This is a genomic window from Pseudomonas sp. GD04015 (assembly GCF_029837675.1).
GTDB lineage: Bacteria > Pseudomonadota > Gammaproteobacteria > Pseudomonadales > Pseudomonadaceae > Aquipseudomonas > Aquipseudomonas paralcaligenes.
On the sequence record NZ_JAOEEE010000004.1, the window covers coordinates 1 to 19,404 of the forward strand.

Annotated in this window: 18 protein-coding genes; 7 read left to right on the forward strand and 11 right to left on the reverse strand. The window is 69.0% G+C overall.

The features are described 5' to 3' along the window. Positions 1 to 97 precede the first annotated feature (97 nt). The 3 genes from N7640_RS04365 to N7640_RS04375 form a co-directional block, all read right to left on the reverse strand. The gene (locus tag N7640_RS04365; protein ID WP_220812451.1) at positions 98 to 430 is read right to left on the reverse strand and encodes a multidrug transporter; all 333 of its coding nucleotides are present in this window, start codon (positions 428 to 430) and stop codon (positions 98 to 100) included. Between the two features lie 173 nt (positions 431 to 603). Continuing rightward, positions 604 to 1,416 carry a bifunctional DNA-formamidopyrimidine glycosylase/DNA-(apurinic or apyrimidinic site) lyase gene (mutM, locus tag N7640_RS04370; RefSeq protein WP_279902833.1) on the reverse strand — a complete coding sequence of 271 codons (813 nt, stop codon included), beginning with the start codon at positions 1,414 to 1,416 and terminating at the stop codon, positions 604 to 606. A gap of 44 nt (positions 1,417 to 1,460) precedes the next feature. Then, positions 1,461 to 2,273: an HDOD domain-containing protein gene (locus N7640_RS04375; RefSeq protein WP_279903088.1), complete on the reverse strand. Its 813-nt coding sequence runs from the start codon at positions 2,271 to 2,273 to the stop codon at positions 1,461 to 1,463. 195 nt (positions 2,274 to 2,468) lie between these two features. Here N7640_RS04375 and N7640_RS04380 point away from each other — a divergent pair, with 195 nt between their 5' ends. Beyond that, positions 2,469 to 3,008 carry a type 1 glutamine amidotransferase domain-containing protein gene (locus N7640_RS04380; protein ID WP_220812453.1) on the forward strand — a complete coding sequence of 180 codons (540 nt, stop codon included), beginning with the start codon at positions 2,469 to 2,471 and terminating at the stop codon, positions 3,006 to 3,008. 59 nt (positions 3,009 to 3,067) lie between these two features. Beyond that, positions 3,068 to 4,264: a class I SAM-dependent rRNA methyltransferase gene (locus tag N7640_RS04385; RefSeq protein WP_220812454.1), complete on the forward strand. Its 1,197-nt coding sequence runs from the start codon at positions 3,068 to 3,070 to the stop codon at positions 4,262 to 4,264. Between the two features lie 36 nt (positions 4,265 to 4,300). Here N7640_RS04385 and N7640_RS04390 read toward each other — a convergent pair whose 3' ends face one another. After that, a complete protein-coding gene (locus N7640_RS04390) occupies positions 4,301 to 5,143 on the reverse strand; it encodes an alpha/beta hydrolase (RefSeq protein ID WP_279902836.1) in 843 nt (280 codons plus the stop codon). A gap of 451 nt (positions 5,144 to 5,594) precedes the next feature. On the opposite strand from N7640_RS04390, the gene ilvD reads away from it, so the two are divergent. Then, positions 5,595 to 7,433 carry a dihydroxy-acid dehydratase gene (gene ilvD / locus N7640_RS04395; protein WP_279902837.1) on the forward strand — a complete coding sequence of 613 codons (1,839 nt, stop codon included), beginning with the start codon at positions 5,595 to 5,597 and terminating at the stop codon, positions 7,431 to 7,433. Between the two features lie 116 nt (positions 7,434 to 7,549). Then, positions 7,550 to 8,011, forward strand: a complete 462-nt coding sequence (locus N7640_RS04400; RefSeq protein ID WP_279902838.1) for a metallophosphoesterase family protein — start codon at positions 7,550 to 7,552, stop codon at positions 8,009 to 8,011. A gap of 22 nt (positions 8,012 to 8,033) precedes the next feature. On the opposite strand, the gene N7640_RS04405 is transcribed toward N7640_RS04400, so the two are convergent. The 6 genes from N7640_RS04405 to N7640_RS04430 form a co-directional block, all read right to left on the reverse strand. After that, positions 8,034 to 10,475 (reverse strand): TonB-dependent siderophore receptor, encoded by a 2,442-nt coding sequence (locus N7640_RS04405; RefSeq protein WP_279902839.1) that lies wholly within the window; start codon positions 10,473 to 10,475, stop codon positions 8,034 to 8,036. Between the two features lie 170 nt (positions 10,476 to 10,645). Further along, a complete protein-coding gene (locus N7640_RS04410; protein ID WP_279902840.1) occupies positions 10,646 to 11,569 on the reverse strand; it encodes a FecR family protein in 924 nt (307 codons plus the stop codon). Further along, entirely contained in the window at positions 11,566 to 12,105 is a 540-nt protein-coding gene (locus N7640_RS04415; RefSeq protein ID WP_279902841.1) for an RNA polymerase sigma factor, read from the reverse strand. The genes N7640_RS04410 and N7640_RS04415 overlap by 4 nt, the downstream gene beginning before the upstream one ends. 70 nt (positions 12,106 to 12,175) lie before the next feature. Further along, positions 12,176 to 12,823 (reverse strand): YitT family protein, encoded by a 648-nt coding sequence (locus tag N7640_RS04420; RefSeq protein ID WP_279902842.1) that lies wholly within the window; start codon positions 12,821 to 12,823, stop codon positions 12,176 to 12,178. Positions 12,824 to 12,906: 83 nt separating this feature from the next. Next, on the reverse strand, positions 12,907 to 13,419 hold the full coding sequence (locus N7640_RS04425) for a dihydrofolate reductase (protein WP_279902843.1): 513 nt from the start codon (positions 13,417 to 13,419) through the stop codon (positions 12,907 to 12,909). A gap of 49 nt (positions 13,420 to 13,468) precedes the next feature. Beyond that, positions 13,469 to 14,653, reverse strand: a complete 1,185-nt coding sequence (locus N7640_RS04430) for a GGDEF domain-containing protein (RefSeq protein ID WP_279902844.1) — start codon at positions 14,651 to 14,653, stop codon at positions 13,469 to 13,471. A 122-nt stretch (positions 14,654 to 14,775) separates the two neighbouring features. Here N7640_RS04430 and N7640_RS04435 point away from each other — a divergent pair, with 122 nt between their 5' ends. Beyond that, the gene (locus N7640_RS04435) at positions 14,776 to 16,161 is read left to right on the forward strand and encodes a DUF2868 domain-containing protein (RefSeq protein WP_279902845.1); all 1,386 of its coding nucleotides are present in this window, start codon (positions 14,776 to 14,778) and stop codon (positions 16,159 to 16,161) included. Further along, positions 16,154 to 17,527, forward strand: coding sequence for a DUF3482 domain-containing protein (locus N7640_RS04440; protein ID WP_279902846.1), 1,374 nt, complete (start codon positions 16,154 to 16,156; stop codon positions 17,525 to 17,527). The genes N7640_RS04435 and N7640_RS04440 overlap by 8 nt, the downstream gene beginning before the upstream one ends. Here N7640_RS04440 and N7640_RS04445 read toward each other — a convergent pair. Then, the gene (locus N7640_RS04445) at positions 17,516 to 18,394 is read right to left on the reverse strand and encodes an EamA family transporter (RefSeq protein WP_279902847.1); all 879 of its coding nucleotides are present in this window, start codon (positions 18,392 to 18,394) and stop codon (positions 17,516 to 17,518) included. The two genes, N7640_RS04440 and N7640_RS04445, sit on opposite strands and share 12 nt — an antisense overlap. Before the next feature lie 88 nt (positions 18,395 to 18,482). On the opposite strand from N7640_RS04445, the gene N7640_RS04450 reads away from it, so the two are divergent. Further along, the gene (locus N7640_RS04450; RefSeq protein ID WP_279902848.1) at positions 18,483 to 19,385 is read left to right on the forward strand and encodes a LysR family transcriptional regulator; all 903 of its coding nucleotides are present in this window, start codon (positions 18,483 to 18,485) and stop codon (positions 19,383 to 19,385) included. Positions 19,386 to 19,404: the final 19 nt, after the last annotated feature.

A 19,404-nucleotide genomic window follows, 5' to 3' on the forward strand; every position in this document is an offset into this window, starting at 1 on the left:
GCCGGGGGCTCCTGAGCAACGAGCAAGCCAGGAACCCGTAGCCATAAAAAAGCCCCCGGCACTTGCGTGCCGGAGGCTTTTTTGGCGTGAGGGGGAATCAGTCCCGCTTGTAGCCGCTCTCGGTGCAGCCCAGGCAGCGGACGAAGGCGGCCATCGCCGGCTCGCCGACCAGGGACTTGGCGGATTCCTTGAAGTTGCCGCCGGCCAGTGTGAAGGGCGCGCTGATCACGAACAGCCCAGCGCCGATCACGGTGCCGGCAATCAGCAGCGGACGGGCGATCAGCAGATCGCCGGCCATGGCGTAGCCCTTGGGTGCTTCGACGGTGTAGAGCGGGTCGCCACTGGTGTTCTGGTTTTCCGCCTGCGCCGGCAGTGCCAGCAGGCCAGTGGTCAGAGCCAAGACAGCGGCGGTGGTGCGAAACAGATTCATGGCGCGGTCCTTCATTTTGTTTAGTTTTGACAGAGCAGTGCGGTTAACTATAACAGCGCTCGGGCAAATGTCAGCGTGAACGCCGTCAATCGCCGGCCATTACGCAGCCCACGCAGGTCGCCGCCCTTAGCCCGGATGGAAGCCGCGAGCGGATCATCGGCCTGCCACGATCCTCAGCGCTGGCACTTCGGGCAGTACACGCTGGCGCGCTGGCCCAGCTTCAGCTCGCGCAGGGTGGCGCCGCAGCTCTTGCAGAATTCGCCGCCACGACCGTAGGCGAACAGCTCCTGCTGGAAGTAGCCGGGCTGGCCGTCGCCGCCTACGAAGTCGCGCAGGGTGGTGCCGCCGCGCTCGATGGCATGGGCGAGGATGCGCTTGATCTCCAGCGCCAGCGCCGCGTAGCGGGCACGGGAGATGCGCCCGGCCTCGCGGCGCGGATCGATGCCGGCGGCGAACAGCGCCTCGGTGGCGTAGATGTTGCCCACGCCCACCACCACCGCGTTGTCCATGATGAACGGCTTGACCGCCATCGAGCGGCCGCGCGACAGCCGGAACAGGCGGTCGCCGTCGAAGGCGTCGGTCAGCGGCTCCGGCCCCAGCCGGGCCAGCAGCTCGTGGTTCAGCGGGTCGGCGCTCCACAGCAGCGCGCCGAAGCGGCGCGGGTCGGTGTAGCGCAGGGCCAGGCCGGACTCCAGTTCGATGTCGACGTGCTCGTGCTTGGCCACCGGTGCCCCGACCGGCACCAGGCGCAGGTTTCCGGACATGCCCAGGTGGCCGATCAGGGTGCCGGCCTCGGCGTTGATCAGCAGGTACTTCGCGCGCCGCTCCACGCATTCGATGCGCTGGCCGGACAGGCGCACGTCGAGGTCTTCGGGGATCGGCCAGCGCAGGCGCCGTTCGCGCACCAGCACACGGCTGACGCGCTGGCCTTCCAGATGGGGGGCGATGCCCCGGCGTGTGGTCTCGACTTCGGGTAGTTCGGGCATGGCGTCGTATACGAGGCGAAAGAGGCGGTGGTCGGCGGCGCGGCTCAGCCGGCGCCGAGGTCGTGGATGGTGTCCTTGAGCGTGTCGAAGTCGTATTCGGACAGCCCGACGTAGTCCAGCACCAGACGGCGGATGCTTTCCCACTCGTGGTCCTGCTCCTGGCTGCCCAGCACGCGGGAGCAGCCGCAGATGTGCTCGGCCATCTTGAGGATGGCGAGCAGGTTCTTCAGCTGCACGTCGCGGCTGGAATCGTCGCTGAAGATGGCCAGGGCGTTGTGGTGGTTGGCGATGGTCTCGCACAGGTGGCGCGGCAGGTTCCACGACTTGGCGGTGAAGTAGCCGACCACCGCGTGGTTGGTGTTGAGCAGGCGGTTCTCGGTGTCCACCACGCGGCGCTCGCCGCCGGCGTTGTAGTAGGCCTCCTCCAGCACCGTCATGTAGTTGGGGAAGCGCTTGAGCATCAGCGGGATGCCGCAGTTGTGGAACAGGCCGAGGGTGTAGGCCTCGTCGGGCGCCTCGCAGCCGATCCGCTTGGCCAGGGTCAGGCAGGTCATCGCCACGTCCTGGGCGGTGTCCCAGAAGCGGTTGAGGGTGACGATGGTCTCGTCGCTCATCTCGCCCTTGATCGACAGCGCGTTGATCATGTTGATCACCGAGCGGCTGCCGAGCAGGTTCACCGCCCGCTGGATCGAGCTGACCTTGTTGGCCAGGCCGAAGTACGGCGAGTTGACGATCTTCAGCAGCGCGCCGGACAGGCCCGGGTCCTGGCTGATGAGCTTGGCGATGCTCCTCAGGTCCGGGTTGGGCATGATCTGCTCCATCTGCAGGTCGACCATGATCTGTGGCTGCGGCGGCACGCTGATGCCCTGCAGCACCTGCTGGATCTGTTCGGCGGAGAGTTCGTTGCTCATGGTCGTGGCGCAATGCGAGGACGGGCGGAAGCGGCAGTTTACCCCTTTGGTCCGGCCGGCACAGCCATGCTTTTGCCTGATCTTTTTCGCCGCCTCCCGGTCGGACCTTGAACGGCACCCATAACCTCGAGGAGACCGAACATGTCGTATTCCCTGAAAGGCAAACGCATCGCCCTGCTGGTCACCGACGGCTTCGAGCAGGTCGAGATGACCGAACCGAAGAAGGCCCTGGAGCAGGCCGGCGCCCGCGCCGAGATCCTGTCCGCCAAGCCGGGCGAGGTGCGCGGCTGGCACCACGACAAGCCGGGCGACAGCTTCCCGGTGGACGGCACCTTCGACACCGCCCAGGTCGAGGCATACGACGCCATCATCCTGCCGGGCGGAGTGATGAACTCCGACACCATCCGCACCGACACCGGCGCGCTGACCCTGGTGCAGGCCGCCGAGAAGTCCGGCAAGCCGATCGCGGTGATCTGCCACGGCGCCTGGCTGCTGGTGTCGGCCGGGCTGGTCAAGGGCAAGACCATCACCAGCTGGCCGTCGCTCAAGGACGACATCCGCAACGCCGGCGGCGACTGGCAGGACAAGGAAGTGATCCGCGACGGCAACCTGATCAGCAGCCGCAAGCCCGACGACCTGCCGGCGTTCAACCGCACGCTGCTGGAGCTGCTGGCCGCCTGAGGACGGTTCCGGTGGAAGTGGGCAGGGTATAATCGCGCTCTTTTTCCCGGAGCGTCCCCATGACCCTGCCCGCCCTGCGCCTCAAAGCCAACGCCGAACGCCGCCTGCGCGCCGGCCACCTGTGGGTCTACAGCAACGAGATCGACGTGGCCGCCACCCCGCTGAACCAGTTCCAGCCGGGCGACCAGGCGATCCTCGAGGCCGCTGGCGGCAAGCCGCTGGGCATCGTCGCGCTCAGCCCGAACAACCTGATCTGCGCCCGCCTGCTGTCGCGCGACGTCAAGCACGTGCTGGACAAGTCGCTGCTGGTGCATCGCCTGAACGTGGCGCTGAGCCTGCGCGAGCGCCTGTTCGATACCCCGCACTACCGCCTGGTCTACGGCGACTCCGACCTGCTGCCGGGCCTGGTGGTGGACCGCTTCGGCGATCATCTGGTGGTGCAGCTGGCCTCCGCCGCCATGGAACGCCAGAAGGACGCGGTGATCGAGGCGCTGGTGCAAGTCCTCAAGCCGCGCGGCATCCTGTTCAAGAACGACTCCGCCGCCCGCGACGCCGAGGGCCTGGAGCGCTACATCGACACCGCCTTCGGCGTGGTCCCGGAATGGGTGGCGCTGGAAGAGAACGGCGTGAAGTTCGAGGCCCCGGTGCAGGGCGGGCAGAAGACCGGCTGGTTCTACGACCACCGCATGAACCGCGCACGCCTGGCGCCCTACGTGCAGGGCAAGCGCGTGCTCGACCTGTTCAGCTACATCGGTGGATGGGGCGTGCAGGCCGCCGCCTTCGGCGCCAGCGAAGTGTTCTGCGTGGACGGCTCGGCCCTGGCGCTGGACGGCGTCGAGCGCAACGCCACCCTCAACGGCGTGGCCGAGAAGGTCACCTGCGTGGAAGGCGACGTGTTCGAGGCGCTGAAGGAGCTGAAGGCCGCCGAGGAGCGCTTCGACGTGGTGGTCGCCGACCCGCCCGCCTTCATCAAGCGCAAGAAGGACCTGAAGAACGGCGAGGCCGCTTACCGCCGCCTCAACGAACAGGCCATGCGCCTGCTCAACAAGGACGGCATCCTGGTCAGCGCCTCCTGCTCCATGCACCTGCCGGAGGACGACCTGCAGAACATCCTGCTCTCCAGCGCCCGCCACCTGGACCGCAACGTCCAGCTGCTCGAACGCGGCGGCCAGGGCCCGGACCATCCTGTGCATCCGGCAATCCCCGAGACCCGCTACATCAAGAGCCTGACGGTGCGCCTGCTGCCCAACAGCTGATTGGCATGGCCCCGCCGCAAGGGCGGGGCCAAGGCCTCAGAAGCCCTTGCGCTGAACCGTCCACAGGGTGCTGGTGCACAGGCTGCAGAGGGTCCCCAGGAAGGTGCTGCGGGCGTTCTGGTCATTCATCAGTTGATAGCGGAACCACGCTGTGGACGGTCCGCGGTAGGCGCCGCCATTGCCGACCGGCTCGAAGTGGCTGACGATGCGCCGCTCGCCCCAGAACACCGGCACATTGGCCCGGGTGTAGACCGGCTGGGCGTTGAGATAGGGGAAGGCGATGGTGTCGCCGCCACCGCTCATCAGGAACATCGGCCCCTTCTGGTTGCGCTGCGAGGCATTGTCGTGGCCCAGGCCAAGTGTGTAGGGCTGGATCGGCGCCGTCACCCGCACCCGGTCGTCCTGCCCGGCCATGATCGAACCGCCGCCGCCCTGGGAATGCCCGGAAGTACCGACGCGACCCGGATTGAGCTTGCCGGAATAGGTCCCGTAGGCCGCGGCGTTCTGCTGCACCAGATAGTCCAGGCAAGCGAGCATCTCCTGGCCGGTGCCGGCATTGGAGGTCTCCGCCGCCGCCACCACGAAGCCATGACTGGCCCAATGGCCGAGCAGTGCACCATAGGTCGACGGCCCCGCGCCCGTGCCATTGCCCCAGAGGATGATCGGATGACGCACGCCATTCTGGCCGAGGGTAGCGGGCCGGTAGATGCGGCAGCTCGGCCCCTCGCTCTGGTTGGTCGTCGCATAAGGGCCGTTGTTGTCGAAGCTGGAGACCGACGGAAACGCCGTTCCGGGCGTGTCCGGCAACGGAGCGGCCTGGACAGAGGCCGATACGGCCAGGAGTGCGGCAATCAGGCCGCCGAGTTTGAAATCTTGCATCGAAGGGTTTCCTCGTTCTTGTTCCCTGAGATACGAGTCGCCATTTCCCTACCGCCCCACCGCGCCGGACTCGGGCTGTACGACACACGCTGGCGACCGCCGGCGCGCGGCCAAGGGACCGCTGCACCACGGAGAACCCTAAATGACCAACCGGTCATACCCGCAATCGACCGAACGGCGAAAGCGGATGAACGGCATCGCACCAAGGGCTTAGCCCTCCGCCGCAAAGACGCCCTGTCACACCGGCGATCCCCATCGCCTTGGCTCGGCGGCGACAGCGGGCGTAGAATCGGCACATTCCTCGCCAGGCATCCTCCGGCGGGCTTAATGAGCCCGGGCCGGGCGGACGGTGATCCCGTCTCGCCCCACGTCCACCTTCCGACGCGGTCATCTGCCGCCGACCCGCTCATCACATACCAATGCTTACCTGATTAGCCGCAGGAACCGTGTCATGCCCGATTACCGCTCGAAGACATCCACCCACGGCCGCAACATGGCCGGGGCCCGCGCCCTGTGGCGCGCCACCGGGATGAAGGACGAAGACTTCAAGAAGCCGATCATCGCCATCGCCAACTCCTTCACCCAGTTCGTGCCCGGCCACGTGCACCTGAAGGACCTGGGCCAGCTGGTCGCCCGCGAGATCGAGAAGCACGGCGGCGTGGCCAAGGAATTCAATACCATCGCCGTGGACGACGGCATCGCCATGGGCCACGACGGCATGCTCTATTCCCTGCCGAGCCGCGAGATCATCGCCGACTCCGTGGAATACATGGTCAACGCCCACTGCGCCGACGCCATCGTCTGCATCAGCAACTGCGACAAGATCACCCCCGGCATGCTGATGGCCGCCCTGCGCCTGAACATCCCGGTGGTGTTCGTTTCCGGCGGGCCGATGGAAGCCGGCAAGACCAAGCTGGCCAGCCACGGCCTGGACCTGGTCGACGCCATGGTGGTGGCCGCCGACGACTCCTGCTCCGACGAGAAGGTCGCCGAGTACGAGCGCAGCGCCTGCCCGACCTGCGGCAGTTGCTCCGGCATGTTCACCGCCAACTCGATGAACTGCCTGACCGAGGCCCTGGGCCTGTCGCTGCCGGGCAACGGCTCGACCCTGGCCACCCACAGCGACCGCGAGCAGCTGTTCCTGCGCGCCGGGCGCCTGGCCGTCGAGCTGTGCCAGCGCTACTACGGCGAGGGCGACGTCTCGGTGCTGCCGCGCAACATCGCCACCATCAAGGCGTTCGAGAACGCCATGACCCTGGACATCGCCATGGGCGGCTCGACCAACACCATCCTCCACCTGCTGGCCGCGGCCCAGGAAGGCGAGGTGCCGTTCGACCTGCGCGACATCGACCGCCTGTCGCGCAAGGTGCCGCAGCTGTGCAAGGTGGCGCCGAACATCCAGAAGTACCACATGGAAGACGTGCACCGCGCCGGTGGCATCTTCTCCATCCTCGGCGAGCTGGCCCGCGGCGGCCTGCTGCACACCGACGTGCACACCGTGCACAGCCCGAACATGAGCGAGGCCATCGCCCGCTGGGACATCACCCAGACCGACGACGAGGCCGTGCACACCTTCTTCAAGGCCGGTCCGGCCGGCATCCCGACCCAGACCGCGTTCAGCCAGAGCACCCGCTGGGACAGCCTGGACGACGACCGCGAGAACGGCTGCATCCGCTCGGTCGAGCACGCCTACTCCCAGGAGGGCGGCCTGGCCGTGCTGTACGGCAACATCGCGCTGGACGGCTGCGTGGTGAAGACCGCCGGGGTGGACGAGTCCATCCACGTGTTCGAGGGCAACGCGAAGATCTTCGAGAGCCAGGACGCCGCGGTGAAGGGCATCCTCGCCGACGAGGTGAAGGCCGGCGACATCGTGATCATCCGCTACGAAGGCCCGAAGGGCGGCCCGGGCATGCAGGAAATGCTCTACCCGACCAGCTACCTGAAGTCCAAGGGCCTGGGCAAACAGTGCGCCCTGCTCACCGACGGCCGCTTCTCCGGCGGCACCAGCGGCCTGTCCATCGGCCACGCCTCGCCGGAAGCCGCCGCCGGCGGCGCCATCGGCCTGGTGCGGGACGGCGACAAGGTGCTGATCGACATCCCCAACCGCAGCATCAACCTGCTGGTCAGCGATGAAGAACTGGCCGCACGCCGCGCCGAGCAGGACAAGAAGGGCTGGAAACCGGCCCAGCCCCGCGCCCGCCGCGTGACCACCGCGCTCAAGGCCTACGCCCTGCTCGCCACCAGCGCCGACAAGGGCGCCGTGCGCGACAAGGCACTGCTGGACCAGTAAGGCGCTCTGCACCACCCCATGAGCCCGGCCCCGCGCCGGGCTTATGCTTTTGTAGGGCGGGTGAAACCCGCGCACGCATCCACTCGCGGGTTTCACCCGCCCTACGGGAGAGCCGCATGAAGATCGGTCTGATCAGCGACACCCACGGCCTGCTGCGCCCCGAGGCGCTGGCGGCCCTGGCCGGCTGCGATCACATCCTGCATGCCGGCGACATCGGCAAGCCCGGGATACTCGACGCGCTGCGCCAGATCGCCCCGCTGACGGCGGTGCGCGGCAACAACGACGAAGGGCTGGCCTGGGCGGCCGAGCTGCCGGAGCGGGTCGAACTGGAGCTGGGCGGCGTCGGTATCCATCTGGTGCACCAGGCGGACCAGGTGCCGTCCCGCCTGCCGGAGTCCATCCGCGTCGTGGTGATCGGCCACTCGCACAAGCCGCTGATCGAGACCCGCGACGGACGCCTGTGGATCAACCCCGGCAGCGCCGGGCCGCGGCGCTTCAAACTGCCGATCACGCTGGCACTGCTGCACGTGCGCGATGGCGAGCCCGACGCCGAACTGGTCGAACTCGCCCTGGCCTAGCTCGCGCGCTGCGCGGAACTCATCAGAACTGGTATTTCAGGGTCGCGTAGAAGTTACGTGGCGGACCGTAGTCATGGTAGGCCGGCAAGCTATGCCGGTAGCCTTTGTCGAACACGTTGTTCAGGTTCACCGTCAGGCTCAAATTGTCGCTGAATCGATAACGCGACATCAGGTCCACCACCGCATAACTGTCCTGGGTATAGACCTCGCGGTACGCGGGGGCCGAGTCATCGTAGATTTCGCTCTGCCAGCGCACGCCGCCGCCCAGGGTGAGGCGATCCATATATGCCGGCGTCCAGCTGGTAAACACCTTGATCTGGTGCTTGGGCTGGTATTGCGTGGCCAGCCTGTCGCCATCGCTGTCTTCCAGCACCATGCGGGTATAACCACCCTGCATCTGCCAGCCTGGCGCCAGCTCACCGGAGACTTCCAGTTCCCAGCCCCGTCCTTCGGTGTCGTCTGCGGCCGTATAGGCGAACTCGCCTTCCGGCGTCAGCCTGTCGCCGTCACGCACGGCCAGGTTGTCCTTGCCGGACTGGAATACGGCCACGCTGGCATTCAGGCGCCCCTCGAACCACTCGCCCTTCAGGCCCAGTTCCTTGTTGGTCCCTTCCTCGGGGTCGAGGATGCTGTTGTTCACATCCCTGAAACTCTGCGGGTTGAAGATCTCCGTGTAACTCGCATAGGCCGTCAGGTGATCGGTCAGGTCGTAGGTAACCGCGGTGTAGGGGGTCAGTACACCCGTCTCCTTGCGATCATCGGTTACCGCTCCGGTCATGCTGTTCTTCGTACGGGTTTCCCAATCGCTCAGGCGAGCGCCGACGATCACGGACAAACGATCGACCGGATTGAGGCGGGTAGCCAGATACAGCCCCTGCTGCCGCTGCTCGTAGTTCGTGAGGGATGGTTTGTAAGTCGACCAGTCGGGCTCGGGCACATACCGGCCACCCTCGTTCCGCCAGAAACCCAGCTTGGACATGTCGCGGATGAACGACGAGTCGTATCGCGTCGAGTCCCGGGTGATGCCCGCGACCAGCTCGTGGCTTCTGCCCAGCAGGGTGTAGTGGCCATTCAGCTTGAAGTTGATGCCCTCCCAGTCCTGGTCATAGGACACGTTCCTGAGGTGCGTGCGCCCCGTGCCATCGGGATTCAATGCGATGGCGATATTGCCGAAGACGCTCTTGCTTTCGCCCCACATCCGGCTGTAGTCCAGCAGCGCCTGCCAGTTCTCGTTGAAACTGTGCTCGAGGCGCGCGGACATGCCGGTGCTCTCTTTCCGGAACCGCGTCCAATCCGTGAGCGCGCTGTCGGACCTTGAAAAAGGCGAGCGACTGCCATCGGTCATCAGGATCGGGAAAAAGTCACCCTGGGCATCGCCGCTTGAATCGATGTTCTGGTTATCCAGCGTCAGGCGAAACAATGTGCTGTCGGTCAGGTCGGCCTCGATCACGCCATAGGCCACATTCCTGTCGCCCTCGTAGCGGTCCTTCCACGACTCGCCCTCATCGTAGACGGCGACCAATCGACCCCGCACGGCTCCACCCTGGCTCAGAGGGCCTGAGATATCGCCCACGGTCCGATAGCGGTTCCAACTGCCGACGCCGGCTTCAACCGAAGCCTGGAAGTCATGGGTCGGTCGTTTCCGCATCAGGCTGATGCTGCCGCTGGGATCGCCCGCCCCCTGCAAGAATCCAGTGGCGCCGCGCACCACGGCGACCGAGTCGTAGAGTGCGGTTTCCACGGCGCTGATGTCATTCCACGCGCCCGTTCCTCCCACACTCACGGCCCCGGTGCCCGGCACGCCATCGATGGCGAAGTTGGCTATCCGATACCCGCGGGAATAGGTGTAGTTATACGCCCCGTAACTCACGTTGCTCGACTGGGTGATGCCGACCGTCTGATCGAGCACCGCCCCCAGGGTATTCAGTGCCTGGTCGTCCAGGCGCTGGCGCGTGACCACCGTGACCGACTGCGGTGTCTCGCGAAGGGCGAGGCTCATCCCCGTGGCGGCGCTGGTGCTGCCCGTGGTGTACGAGGCCGAGCCCTCCGTTGTCGCGCCCAGCCGGGAGCCGGTTACGGCGGTCGCGCCGAGTGTCAGCGCGCCCGATTGTTCATCGTGCTTTTCCAGCGTCACCGTGTCCCCGTCGACGAAACGCGCCGTGAGGCCGGTGCCGGCCAACAGACGCGCCAGCGCCTCGTCCCGCGGATAGCTGCCGGACAAGCCGGACGAGCGCAGGCCCTGGCTCACCTCGGCGGGCGCCAGCACCTGGACGCGGGTCACCGCGGAGAAGGCGGCCAGCGCGCCGTCCAGCGACTGCGCGGGAATATCGAAACGGTAGCTGCTCGACTGGGCCTGGGCGGCATCGGCAGCGAGTGCCGGAGAGGTCGGCGCGATGCCCAGGGCGATGGCCAGGGCCAGCAGGGATGGCAGGCCGGCGCGACAGCCGGCGGTGACGTGGTGCATGGTGACTCCCCAATGATCGAAAGGCGTGACTGGCGCTATCGCACTCGCTGAGAGTGCTTGTCATTTGCGCTCAGTAATCAAGGACGCCGCTCTCCGGAAAAACCCTGAAATTTTTTCTCGGCAGCGATCATCTGGAGGCGGTACCCAGGGAACATGGGCGGTCGAGCCTGTCAGCTACCAGCGTGCAACAGCGTCAGGTAGCGGGTGTAATGCTCGGCACGCAGCCCGAGGGTCAGTTGCAGGGCACGGAGCACGGCCTCGGGCCGGTCGATATCGAACACGCCGGAGACCTGCTTGCGTTCGAGTTCCGCGCCGACCACGAACAGCCGCCCCGGCCAGTAGCGATTGAGTTCGGCCACCACCTCGCCCAGCGGCTGCTGGCGGAACACCAGCTGGCGATGGCGCCAGGCGAACGCCTGCTGCGGGTCGAACGCCGCCACCGCCTGCAGCCCGGCGGCGGAAAACGCCACACCCTGTCCCGGCGTCAGCTGAATCGGCTCGCCGCCGGCCGCGACCTCGACCCGCCCACTCTGCAGCCGCACCTGGGTTTCGTCACCGCGCCGGGTCACACTGAAACGGGTGCCGACCACCTTCACCCAGCCGCCAGCGGATTCGACGAAGAACGGCCGGCCGGCATCCCGGCTGACCTCGAACCAGGCTTCGCCGCGCAGCAGACGCACGCGCCGCTCGTGATCCCCCAGCTCGATCTGCACGGCGCTGTCGGTGTTGAGCTGGACGCGCGAACCATCGTCCAGCGCCAGCGTCCTGACCTCGCCCACCCCGGTGGCCTGGTCGGCGCGCAGGCGGTCGAGCCAGGGGGTCTGCGTGGCACCCAGGCCGATCGCGAGCAGCAGCGTCGCGGCCGCGGCCCAGGGCAAGGCGCGCCGGCGACGCGCGGGCGCCGCGCGATGCACCGCCCGCGCCGCCGGTTGCAGGGCGGCGAGCAGCTGCCGGGCCTCTTCCCAGGCCCGGGCATGCTCGTCGGACTGCGCCAGCCACGCCGCGAAATCGTGGCGGTCCCGCTCGCCGGCATCCTCGGCCTGCAGACGAAAGTGCCAGGCGCTGGCCTGGGCGAACAGCTCGTCGTCGGTCATGGCTGGGGCGTCCTCGTGAACGGTTTCGGGTGCAGGCGCGCCTTGACGAAGGCACGGCAGTCGATCAGGGCCTGGCGCAGATGATATTCCACGCTGCGGGCGCTGGTCGCCTCGCGCTCGGCGATCTCGCGGTAGGCCAGCCCTTCGACGTGGTACAGCAGGAAGATGCGCCGGCGCGGCTGCGGCAGGGCGGCAATGGCATCGCGCAGCAGCGCCTGCTCCTGCTCGGCCGCCAGTTGCTCGGGCAGGCCCGGGGCGGCGCAGGTGGGTTCGTGTTCCGGCAGCTCGCCTTCCACCAGCCCGCGGCGCGCCGCCTGGCGCTGGTGGTCGAGCACCAGGTTGCCGGCGACGGTGAAGAGGAAGCCGCGCAGGTTGTCGATGCGTTCGCCGCCGGGCAGGCGCGCCAGGCGCAGGAAGGCTTCCTGGGTCAGGTCCGCCGCGACCTGGCGATTGCCGGTGCGCCGCGACACGAAGGCTTCCAGGGCCTTCTTCTGCTCCAGAAACAATCGGGCGAGCTGGGCGTTCCAGGTCGACACGCGGCGACTACCTGCGAGGGGGAAAGCCGCGCACCCTACCAGCTAATGCAATTAATTCGCAATTGCTTCTTCAGCTCACGCCCACGTAGCGGTCCGAGCGGTGGTTGAGCGCCAGCACCAGGTTGAGCATCACCGCGCCCAGCACCGACAGGGCGACCTTTTCCGGCGCCACCACGAAGATCGCCCCCAACACGATGACGGCGTCGATGCCCATCTGCACCGCGCCGGCGCGCAGGCCGAAGCGCTCCTGGAGGAACAGCGCGAGGATGTTCACCCCGCCCAGGCTGGCGCGGTGGCGGAACAGCATCAGCAGGCCCAGGCCCATGGCCGCGCCGCCGAACAGCGCGGCGTAGAGTTCGTTCAGCTGGCTGAAGGCGACCCAGCCCGGGGTCAGTTCGGCCAGCAGCGAGACCAGCAGCACCGCGCAGCCGGTGCGCAGGGTGAAGCCCCAGCCCAGGCGCCAGATGCCGAGCAGGTAGAACGGCAGGTTGACCAGGCAGAACACCAGGCCGAAGGGCCAGCCGGCCAGGTACTTGGCGAGGAAGGCGATGCCCACGGTGCCGCCGGTGAGCAGCCCGGCATGGCTGTAGAAGGCGATGCCGAGGGCCACCAGGGCGGTGCCGAACAGCAGGGCCAGGGCGTCCTCCCACAGCGGGTGGCGGACGAAGAGGGCGGCGATGGTATCCGCCTGGGCGGGGGTGTCGGTCTGGTCGGTCATGATCGGTGTCGGGCGAAAAGACGAAAGCATAGGGCGCCGGCCCGGATGGCGGGCGACCTCGGTCAATGCAGTGAAGAAAAGTCCTAGCGGCGCTGCCAGGTCTCGAAGCGGTAGGCCGGGCTGTTCTCGGCGGCGGCGTGCTCGTCGCACTCGCTGCGTTGCCAGGCGGCCTCGTCGAAGGCCGGGAACCAGGCATCGCCCTCCGGCGCCAGCGCCACGCGGGTCAGGTAGAGCCGCTCGGCCCGCGCCAGGCCCTGTTCGTAGAGCTGGGCGCCGCCGATCAGCATCAGCTCATCCACGCCCTGCTCGCGCGCCCACTGCTCGGCCCGCGCCAGCGCGGCGTCCAGCGACGGGAACACCTCGGCGCCCTCCAGGCGCAGGTCCGGCTGGCGGCTGACCACCAGGTTGAGCCGGCCCGGCAGCGGCCGGCCGAGGGAGTCCCAGGTCTTGCGGCCCATGATGATCGGCTTGCCGAGGGTCTTGGCCTTGAAGTGCTTGAGGTCCGCCGGCAGGTGCCAGGGCAGCTGGTTGTCGCGGCCGATCACGCGGTTCTCGGCGAGGGCGGCGATCAGGCAGAGGGGCAGGGTCGTATTCATGGGCGCGAGGATACCGGCTCGCCCGCCGGGATTGAAGCGCGGTGGCGCATCACGGCGCGCGGCTGCCCGAGCGCTTGCTCACCACCCGGTTGCGCCCCTGCTCCTTGGCCAGGTACAGCGCCACGTCGGCCAGGCGCAGGCAGTCCTCCAGGCTCTGGTGCGGCTCAGGCACCAGCCAGGCGAGGCCCACGCTGATGGTCACCACCGGCGCGACCTCGGAATGCGCATGGGCCAGGCCGAGCGCCTCGATCTCCGCGCGCATCTCTTCGAGGATCGCCAGGATGTCGGCTTCGTCCAGCCCGAACCACAGGCCGACGAACTCCTCCCCGCCGTAGCGCGCGGTGGAGTCCAGCGGCCGCCGCGCATGGCGCCCGACGACCTGGCCCACGGCGCGCAGGGCCTCGTCGCCGGCCGCATGGCCATAGTGGTCGTTGTAGCGCTTGAAGTAGTCCACGTCCGCCATCGCCACGGCAATCGGCTGCGCCTCGCGCACCGCCTGGCGCCAGCTGCGCCCGGCGCGCTCGCTGAATGCCCGGCGGTTGAGCAGGCCGGTGAGATAGTCCTTCTCCGCCAGGTCCTGCAACAGGCCCTGGGCGAGGAAATTCTGCCGGGTGGCGTATTCGAGGAAGTAGCAGCCGAAGCAGCCGATCAGATTGGCGCTGCCGAGGAACACCGCGTTATAGAGCAACTGCTCGGCGGGCAGGCCGCTCGTCACCTCCACCGCCAGATAGGCGAAGAAGGTCAGCCAGCCGCACAGCGCCGCGGTGACGAAGCGCAGGCCGAGGAGGAAATAGCAGAACACCGTGACCAGGATGATGCCCTCGTAGGGCAGCGGAAAGTCCCAGACCCGGGCGATCCAGATGATGCCGTCGACGCCGAGCCCGCAGGCCAGGGCCGCGCCGGCGCCGATCAGCTGCAGGTGCGGGCGCATCCGGCGCACATAGGTGGAGAACCAGGCGATCAGCAGCATCGGCAACATCAGCCCGAGGCGTACCGCCACCGTGCGCTTGTGCACCTCTGCCGGCAGGCTCAGCACGTCCAGCACCGCGAACAGCGCAATGAGCACCACACCCGCGAGCAGCGCCCAGCGCATGCGCACCAGGAACACGCTGAGGTGGTAGCGGTTGAAGGCCGCCTCCATCTCGCCGTCGAAGCTGAGCAGCCGGAAGCCGTCGCGGTGTTGGCGAAGGTAGGGGGAGTCCTGATGGACCCGGTCCAGCGGGGGCAGTTGCATGCGCGCGCTCTTGTTGTTTTTCGATCCAGACTAGTGTTCGGCGGGCCTCGCCACAACCCGGCTTTACCTCCCGCGCGGAACAGGGGTTATGCTGCAAACCCGACCCGCCAACGGAACTGCGCGTGAGCGAAGCCCGATCGAACCACCTGCAATGCCTCTGGCTGTGCGAAGCCGTGCGCCTGCGCGAGGAACACGCCGGCCCCCTGGAAGACGCCGAGGCCAACCGCCAGGCACGCCTGGCCGGGGACGACCTGGCCACCCGCATCCAGGCCCGCGCCCTGTTCCTCGCCGGCCGCGACGGCCAGACCCGCGCCCTGCGACACTGGCTGCAGGGTGCGCGCCTGGCGCTGCTGGCCCTGGCGCTGCTGGCCGTGCTCAGCGGCGCCGGCCTGGCCTTCGCCGCGCTCGGCGACGGCAGCCGCCCGGTCAACGTGTTCTGGGCCCTGGGCAGCCTGCTCGGCCTGCACGCCCTGACCCTGCTCGGCTGGCTGCTCGGCCTGCTCCTGGCCGGCGAGCACCAGGCCGCGCTCGGCCGCCTCTGGCTGTGGCTCAGCGAGAAGCTGGCGCGCGACGCCGCGGCGGCCCAGCTCGGCCCGGCGCTGGTGTTGTTGCTGCGCCGGCGCCGGCTCAACCGCTGGCTGCTCGGTGCCCTGGTCCATGGCCTGTGGCTGCTGGCCCTGGGCTGCGCGGCGCTGATGCTGCTGCTCCTGCTCAGTACCCGGCGCTACGGCTTCGTCTGGGAGACCACCCTGCTCTCCAGCGACGCCTTCGTCGCCCTCACCCACCTGCTCGGCGGCCTGCCGGCCCTGCTCGGCTTCCCGCTGCCGGACGTGGACACCATCCGCGCCAGCGGCGAGACCGCCCTCGCCGTAGAGCAGGCGCGCCACGCCTGGGCCGGCTGGCTGCTCGGCGTGCTGCTGGTGTTCGGCCTGCTGCCGCGCGCCCTGTTCCTCGCGCTGTGCCTGTGGCGCTGGCACCACGGCAGCACCCGCCTGGCGCTGGACCTCCAGTTGCCCGCCTACCGCTTGCTGGCCGAGCGCCTGCAGCCGCCGGCCGAACGCCTCGGCGTGGTCGACGCGGCCCCCGCGGCGCTGCCCGAAGCCAGCGCCGGCCATGCGCCGCACGCCCGCGACGGCGCCCTGCTGGTGGCGGTGGAACTGGACGACAGCCGCCCCTGGCCGCCCGCGCTGGGCAAGGACGTGGCCGACGCCGGCGTGCTCGACAGCCGCGAACAGCGCCTGCGCCTGCTCGACCAACTGACCCGCTTCCCGCCGGCGCGCCTGGCGGTGGCCGTGGACCCGCGCCGCTCGCCGGACCGCGGCACCCTGGCGCTGCTCGGCGAGCTGTCGCGCATGGCCGCCGCCACGCGCATCTGGCTGCTGCCGCCGCCCCCCGGCGAGGCGCTGGACAGCCAGCGCCTGGGCGACTGGCACGAAGCCCTGGGGCGCCTCGACCTGCCCTGTTCCGACGGCGCGCCGCTGACCTGGCTGGAGAGCGGCCATGACTAAGCCGCTGAAACTGGCCGTGGTCGGCCACACCAACGTCGGCAAGACCTCGCTGCTGCGCACCCTGCTGCGCGACGTCGGTTTCGGCGAAGTCTCGCACCGGCCCAGCACCACCCGCCACGTCGAGGGCGCGCGCCTGTCGGTGAGCGGCGAGGCGCTGCTGGAGCTGTACGACACCCCCGGCCTGGAAGACGCCATCGCCCTGCTCGACTACCTGGAACGCCTCGAACGCCCCGGCGAGCGCCTGGACGGCCCGGCCCGCACCGCCCGCTTCCTCGACACCGCCGAGGCGCGCCAGCGCTTCGAGCAGGAGGCCAAGGTGCTGCGCCAGCTGCTGGCCAGCGACGCCGGCCTGTACGTGATCGACGCCCGCGAGCCGGTGCTGGCCAAGTACCGCGACGAACTGGCGGTGCTGGCCGGCTGCGGCAAGCCGCTGCTGCCGGTGCTCAACTTCAGCGCCAGCGAACGCCAGCGCGAGGCCGAGTGGCGCGAGTCGCTGGCCCGCCTCGGCCTGCACGCCCTGGTGCGTTTCGACAGCGTGGCGCCGCCGCTGGACGGCGAACGGCGCCTGTACGAGAGCCTGGCGCTGCTGGTGGAGCCGGCGCGGCCGCGGCTGGAACGGCTGATCGCCGACCACGAGGCGCAGGCCGAGGTGCGCCGCCAGGCCGGCGCCCGGCTGATCGCCGAACTGCTGATCGACTGCGCCGCCTGCCGCCGCAGCGTGGCCGCCCAGCCGCAGATCGAGCAGGGCGAGATCGCCGCCCTGCACCAGGCCGTGCGCCAGCGCGAGCAGCGCTGCGTCGAGGCCCTGCTGCGGTTGTACGCCTTCCGCGAAGGCGACGCCCGCGCCGACGAGCTGCCGCTGCAGGAGGGCCGCTGGGGCGACGACCTGTTCAACCCCGAGACCCTGCGCCAGCTCGGCCTGCGCGTCGGCGGAGGGATGGCCGCCGGGGCCGCGGCCGGCGCCGGCGTCGACCTGCTGGTCGGCGGCCTCACCCTGGGCGCCGCCGCGCTGCTCGGCGCGCTCGCCGGCGGCGGGCTGCAGACCGCGCGCAACTACGGCGACCGCCTGCTCGGCAAGCTCAAGGGCCAGCGCGAACTGACGGTGGACGACAACGTGCTGCGCCTGCTCGCCCTGCGCCAGCGCCAGCTGCTGGCGGCCCTGGCCGCGCGTGGCCACGCGGCGACCACGGCGATCCGCCTGGACTCGCCGCAGGACGCAGCCTGGCGCCAGGGGTCCCTGCCGGAGCCGCTGAAGAAGGCCCGCGCCCACCCCGAGTGGTCGTCGCTCAACCCCAGGGCACGCCTGGAACAGACCGAGCGCGACGAGCAGGTAACGCGCCTGGCCGCAGAACTGTCAGCGCCGTGACAGCCCGGTCCACATCGTCGCCACGACGATCAGCAGGCCGCCGACCCAGGCCTGCAGGCTCAGTTGCTCGTTCAGCCAAAGCACCGCGAACAGCGCACCGAACAGCGGCTCGCTGCCCATCAGCAGGCTGACCCGGGTCGGGCTGCTGCGACCGAGCGCCCAGTTCTGCACGTAGAAGGCGAACAGGGTGGCGAACAGCACCAGGTACAGACTGCCCAGCCAGAACGCCGGCGCGCTCGGCAGCGGCGGCAGGCCGCCGGGCAACAGGCTGCCGATGAGCAGGCAGCCGAACCCCACCACGCCCGTCTGCACCGCGGTGAAGGCCAGCGGCGGTACCTGGCTGTCGGCAGTCAGGCGGCGGATCAGGCACACGCCGAAGGCCCGCACCAGGGCGGCGGCCAGCATCAGCGCGTCGCCCAGGCCGAAGTCCAGGTCCACCCCGCCACTGAGCAGCCAGGTGCCGAGCAGCGACAGCACCACCGCCGGCAGCAGGCGTGCGGCCGGCCGCTGGCCGAGCAGCGCCCATTCGACGAAGGGGGTGAACACCACGCACAGGCTGATCAGGAAGGCCGCGTTGCTGGCGCTGGTGTGGGCGACGCCGTAGGTCTCGCAGAGGAAGATCGCCAGCATCACCAGGCCGGACGGCAGCCCCGGACGCAGCGCGGCGCGGCCGGCGCCACGCAGCTGTGGGGCGAGCAGGAGGAAGGTGATGCAGAAGCGCACGGCGAGGAAGCCGAGCACCGGGTAGAAATCCAGGGCCTGCTTGGCGACCCCGTAGCTGGTACCCCAGACCAGCGCCACCAGCAACAGGAGCAGGTCACTGGTGTGGATCAGGCGGAGGCGGCTGGCGGCGGTCAGGGTGGTCATAGCGGAGCACTTGGGAAACGGACCCGGCGATTGTCCATTGCCACCCTTAGCGTGATAATCCAGTCATTCCGTACAAGACCTGTTCCCTATGAGCATGAATCATCTGCTGCCGCTGATGGCCGGCTTCGTCCGCGTGGTGGAGTGCGGCAGCTTCTCCGCCGCCGCCCGCCAGTCGAACACCAGCGCCTCGGCACTGAGCCGGCAGGTCGCCCAGCTGGAGGCGGCCCTCGGCCTGCGCCTGCTGGAGCGCACCACCCGGCGGCTGCGCCTGTCCGAGGCCGGCGCCGAGGTGTTCGAGCGCTGCCGGGACATGCTCGCGGCGGCCCAGGCGGCCGTGGCGGTGGGCGAGCGGCTGATGAGCCACCCGCGCGGTCAGGTGCGCCTGTCGGCGCCCAAGGCGTTCGGCAAGTACCTGATCGCCCCGCTGTTGGCGGACTTCCTCGCCCGCTACCCGGAGGTAGATGTCAGCCTCAATCTCAGCGACCGCAGCCCGGACCCGATCGCCGAGCCGTTCGACCTGGTGGTGTGCATCACCGACCAGCCGCCGCCGCACCTGGCCGGACGGCCGCTGTGCGAGGTGCGCCAACTGCTGTGCGCCAGCCCCGACTACCTGGCGCGTCACGGCACGCCGCAGCACCCGCAGGAACTGGTGCGGCACGCGTGCCTGTATCTGGACGAACGCCCGGACGACCGCCGCTGGCATTTCAGCGATGGCATCGAGCAATGCGTGGTGACGGTGCAGGGCCGGCTGGCCAGCAACCACAGCGAGGTGCGCCTGAACGGCGCGCTGAACCACCTGGGCATCGCCTGCCTGCCGAGCTTCACCGCCGCCGCGGCGCTGGCCGAGGGGCGCCTGGCGCAGGTGCTGGCGAACTGGCGCTACACCGGCTCCTACCAGGGCACCGCCTGGGTGCTCTACCCGCCCAACCGCCACCTGCCGCCGAAGCTGCGAGTGCTGATCGATCATCTGGCGGCGGGGCTGACCGGCTGAAGCGACCGCCAGCGGCAAA

Bases quoted from the DNA above. Each gene is read 5' to 3' on its own strand.
- N7640_RS04365 (WP_220812451.1), bottom strand. From the start codon at position 430: ATGAATCTGTTTCGCACCACCGCCGCTGTCTTGGCTCTGACCACTGGC.
- mutM (WP_279902833.1), bottom strand. From the start codon at position 1,416: ATGCCCGAACTACCCGAAGTCGAGACCACACGCCGGGGCATCGCCCCC.
- N7640_RS04380 (WP_220812453.1), top strand. From the start codon at position 2,469: ATGTCGTATTCCCTGAAAGGCAAACGCATCGCCCTGCTGGTCACCGAC.
- N7640_RS04385 (WP_220812454.1), top strand. From the start codon at position 3,068: ATGACCCTGCCCGCCCTGCGCCTCAAAGCCAACGCCGAACGCCGCCTG.
- N7640_RS04390 (WP_279902836.1), bottom strand. From the start codon at position 5,143: ATGCAAGATTTCAAACTCGGCGGCCTGATTGCCGCACTCCTGGCCGTA.
- ilvD (WP_279902837.1), top strand. From the start codon at position 5,595: ATGCCCGATTACCGCTCGAAGACATCCACCCACGGCCGCAACATGGCC.
- N7640_RS04400 (WP_279902838.1), top strand. From the start codon at position 7,550: ATGAAGATCGGTCTGATCAGCGACACCCACGGCCTGCTGCGCCCCGAG.
- N7640_RS04405 (WP_279902839.1), bottom strand. From the start codon at position 10,475: ATGCACCACGTCACCGCCGGCTGTCGCGCCGGCCTGCCATCCCTGCTG.
- N7640_RS04410 (WP_279902840.1), bottom strand. From the start codon at position 11,569: ATGACCGACGACGAGCTGTTCGCCCAGGCCAGCGCCTGGCACTTTCGT.
- N7640_RS04420 (WP_279902842.1), bottom strand. From the start codon at position 12,823: ATGACCGACCAGACCGACACCCCCGCCCAGGCGGATACCATCGCCGCC.
- N7640_RS04425 (WP_279902843.1), bottom strand. From the start codon at position 13,419: ATGAATACGACCCTGCCCCTCTGCCTGATCGCCGCCCTCGCCGAGAAC.
- N7640_RS04430 (WP_279902844.1), bottom strand. From the start codon at position 14,653: ATGCAACTGCCCCCGCTGGACCGGGTCCATCAGGACTCCCCCTACCTT.
- N7640_RS04440 (WP_279902846.1), top strand. From the start codon at position 16,154: ATGACTAAGCCGCTGAAACTGGCCGTGGTCGGCCACACCAACGTCGGC.
- N7640_RS04445 (WP_279902847.1), bottom strand. From the start codon at position 18,394: ATGACCACCCTGACCGCCGCCAGCCGCCTCCGCCTGATCCACACCAGT.
- N7640_RS04450 (WP_279902848.1), top strand. From the start codon at position 18,483: ATGAGCATGAATCATCTGCTGCCGCTGATGGCCGGCTTCGTCCGCGTG.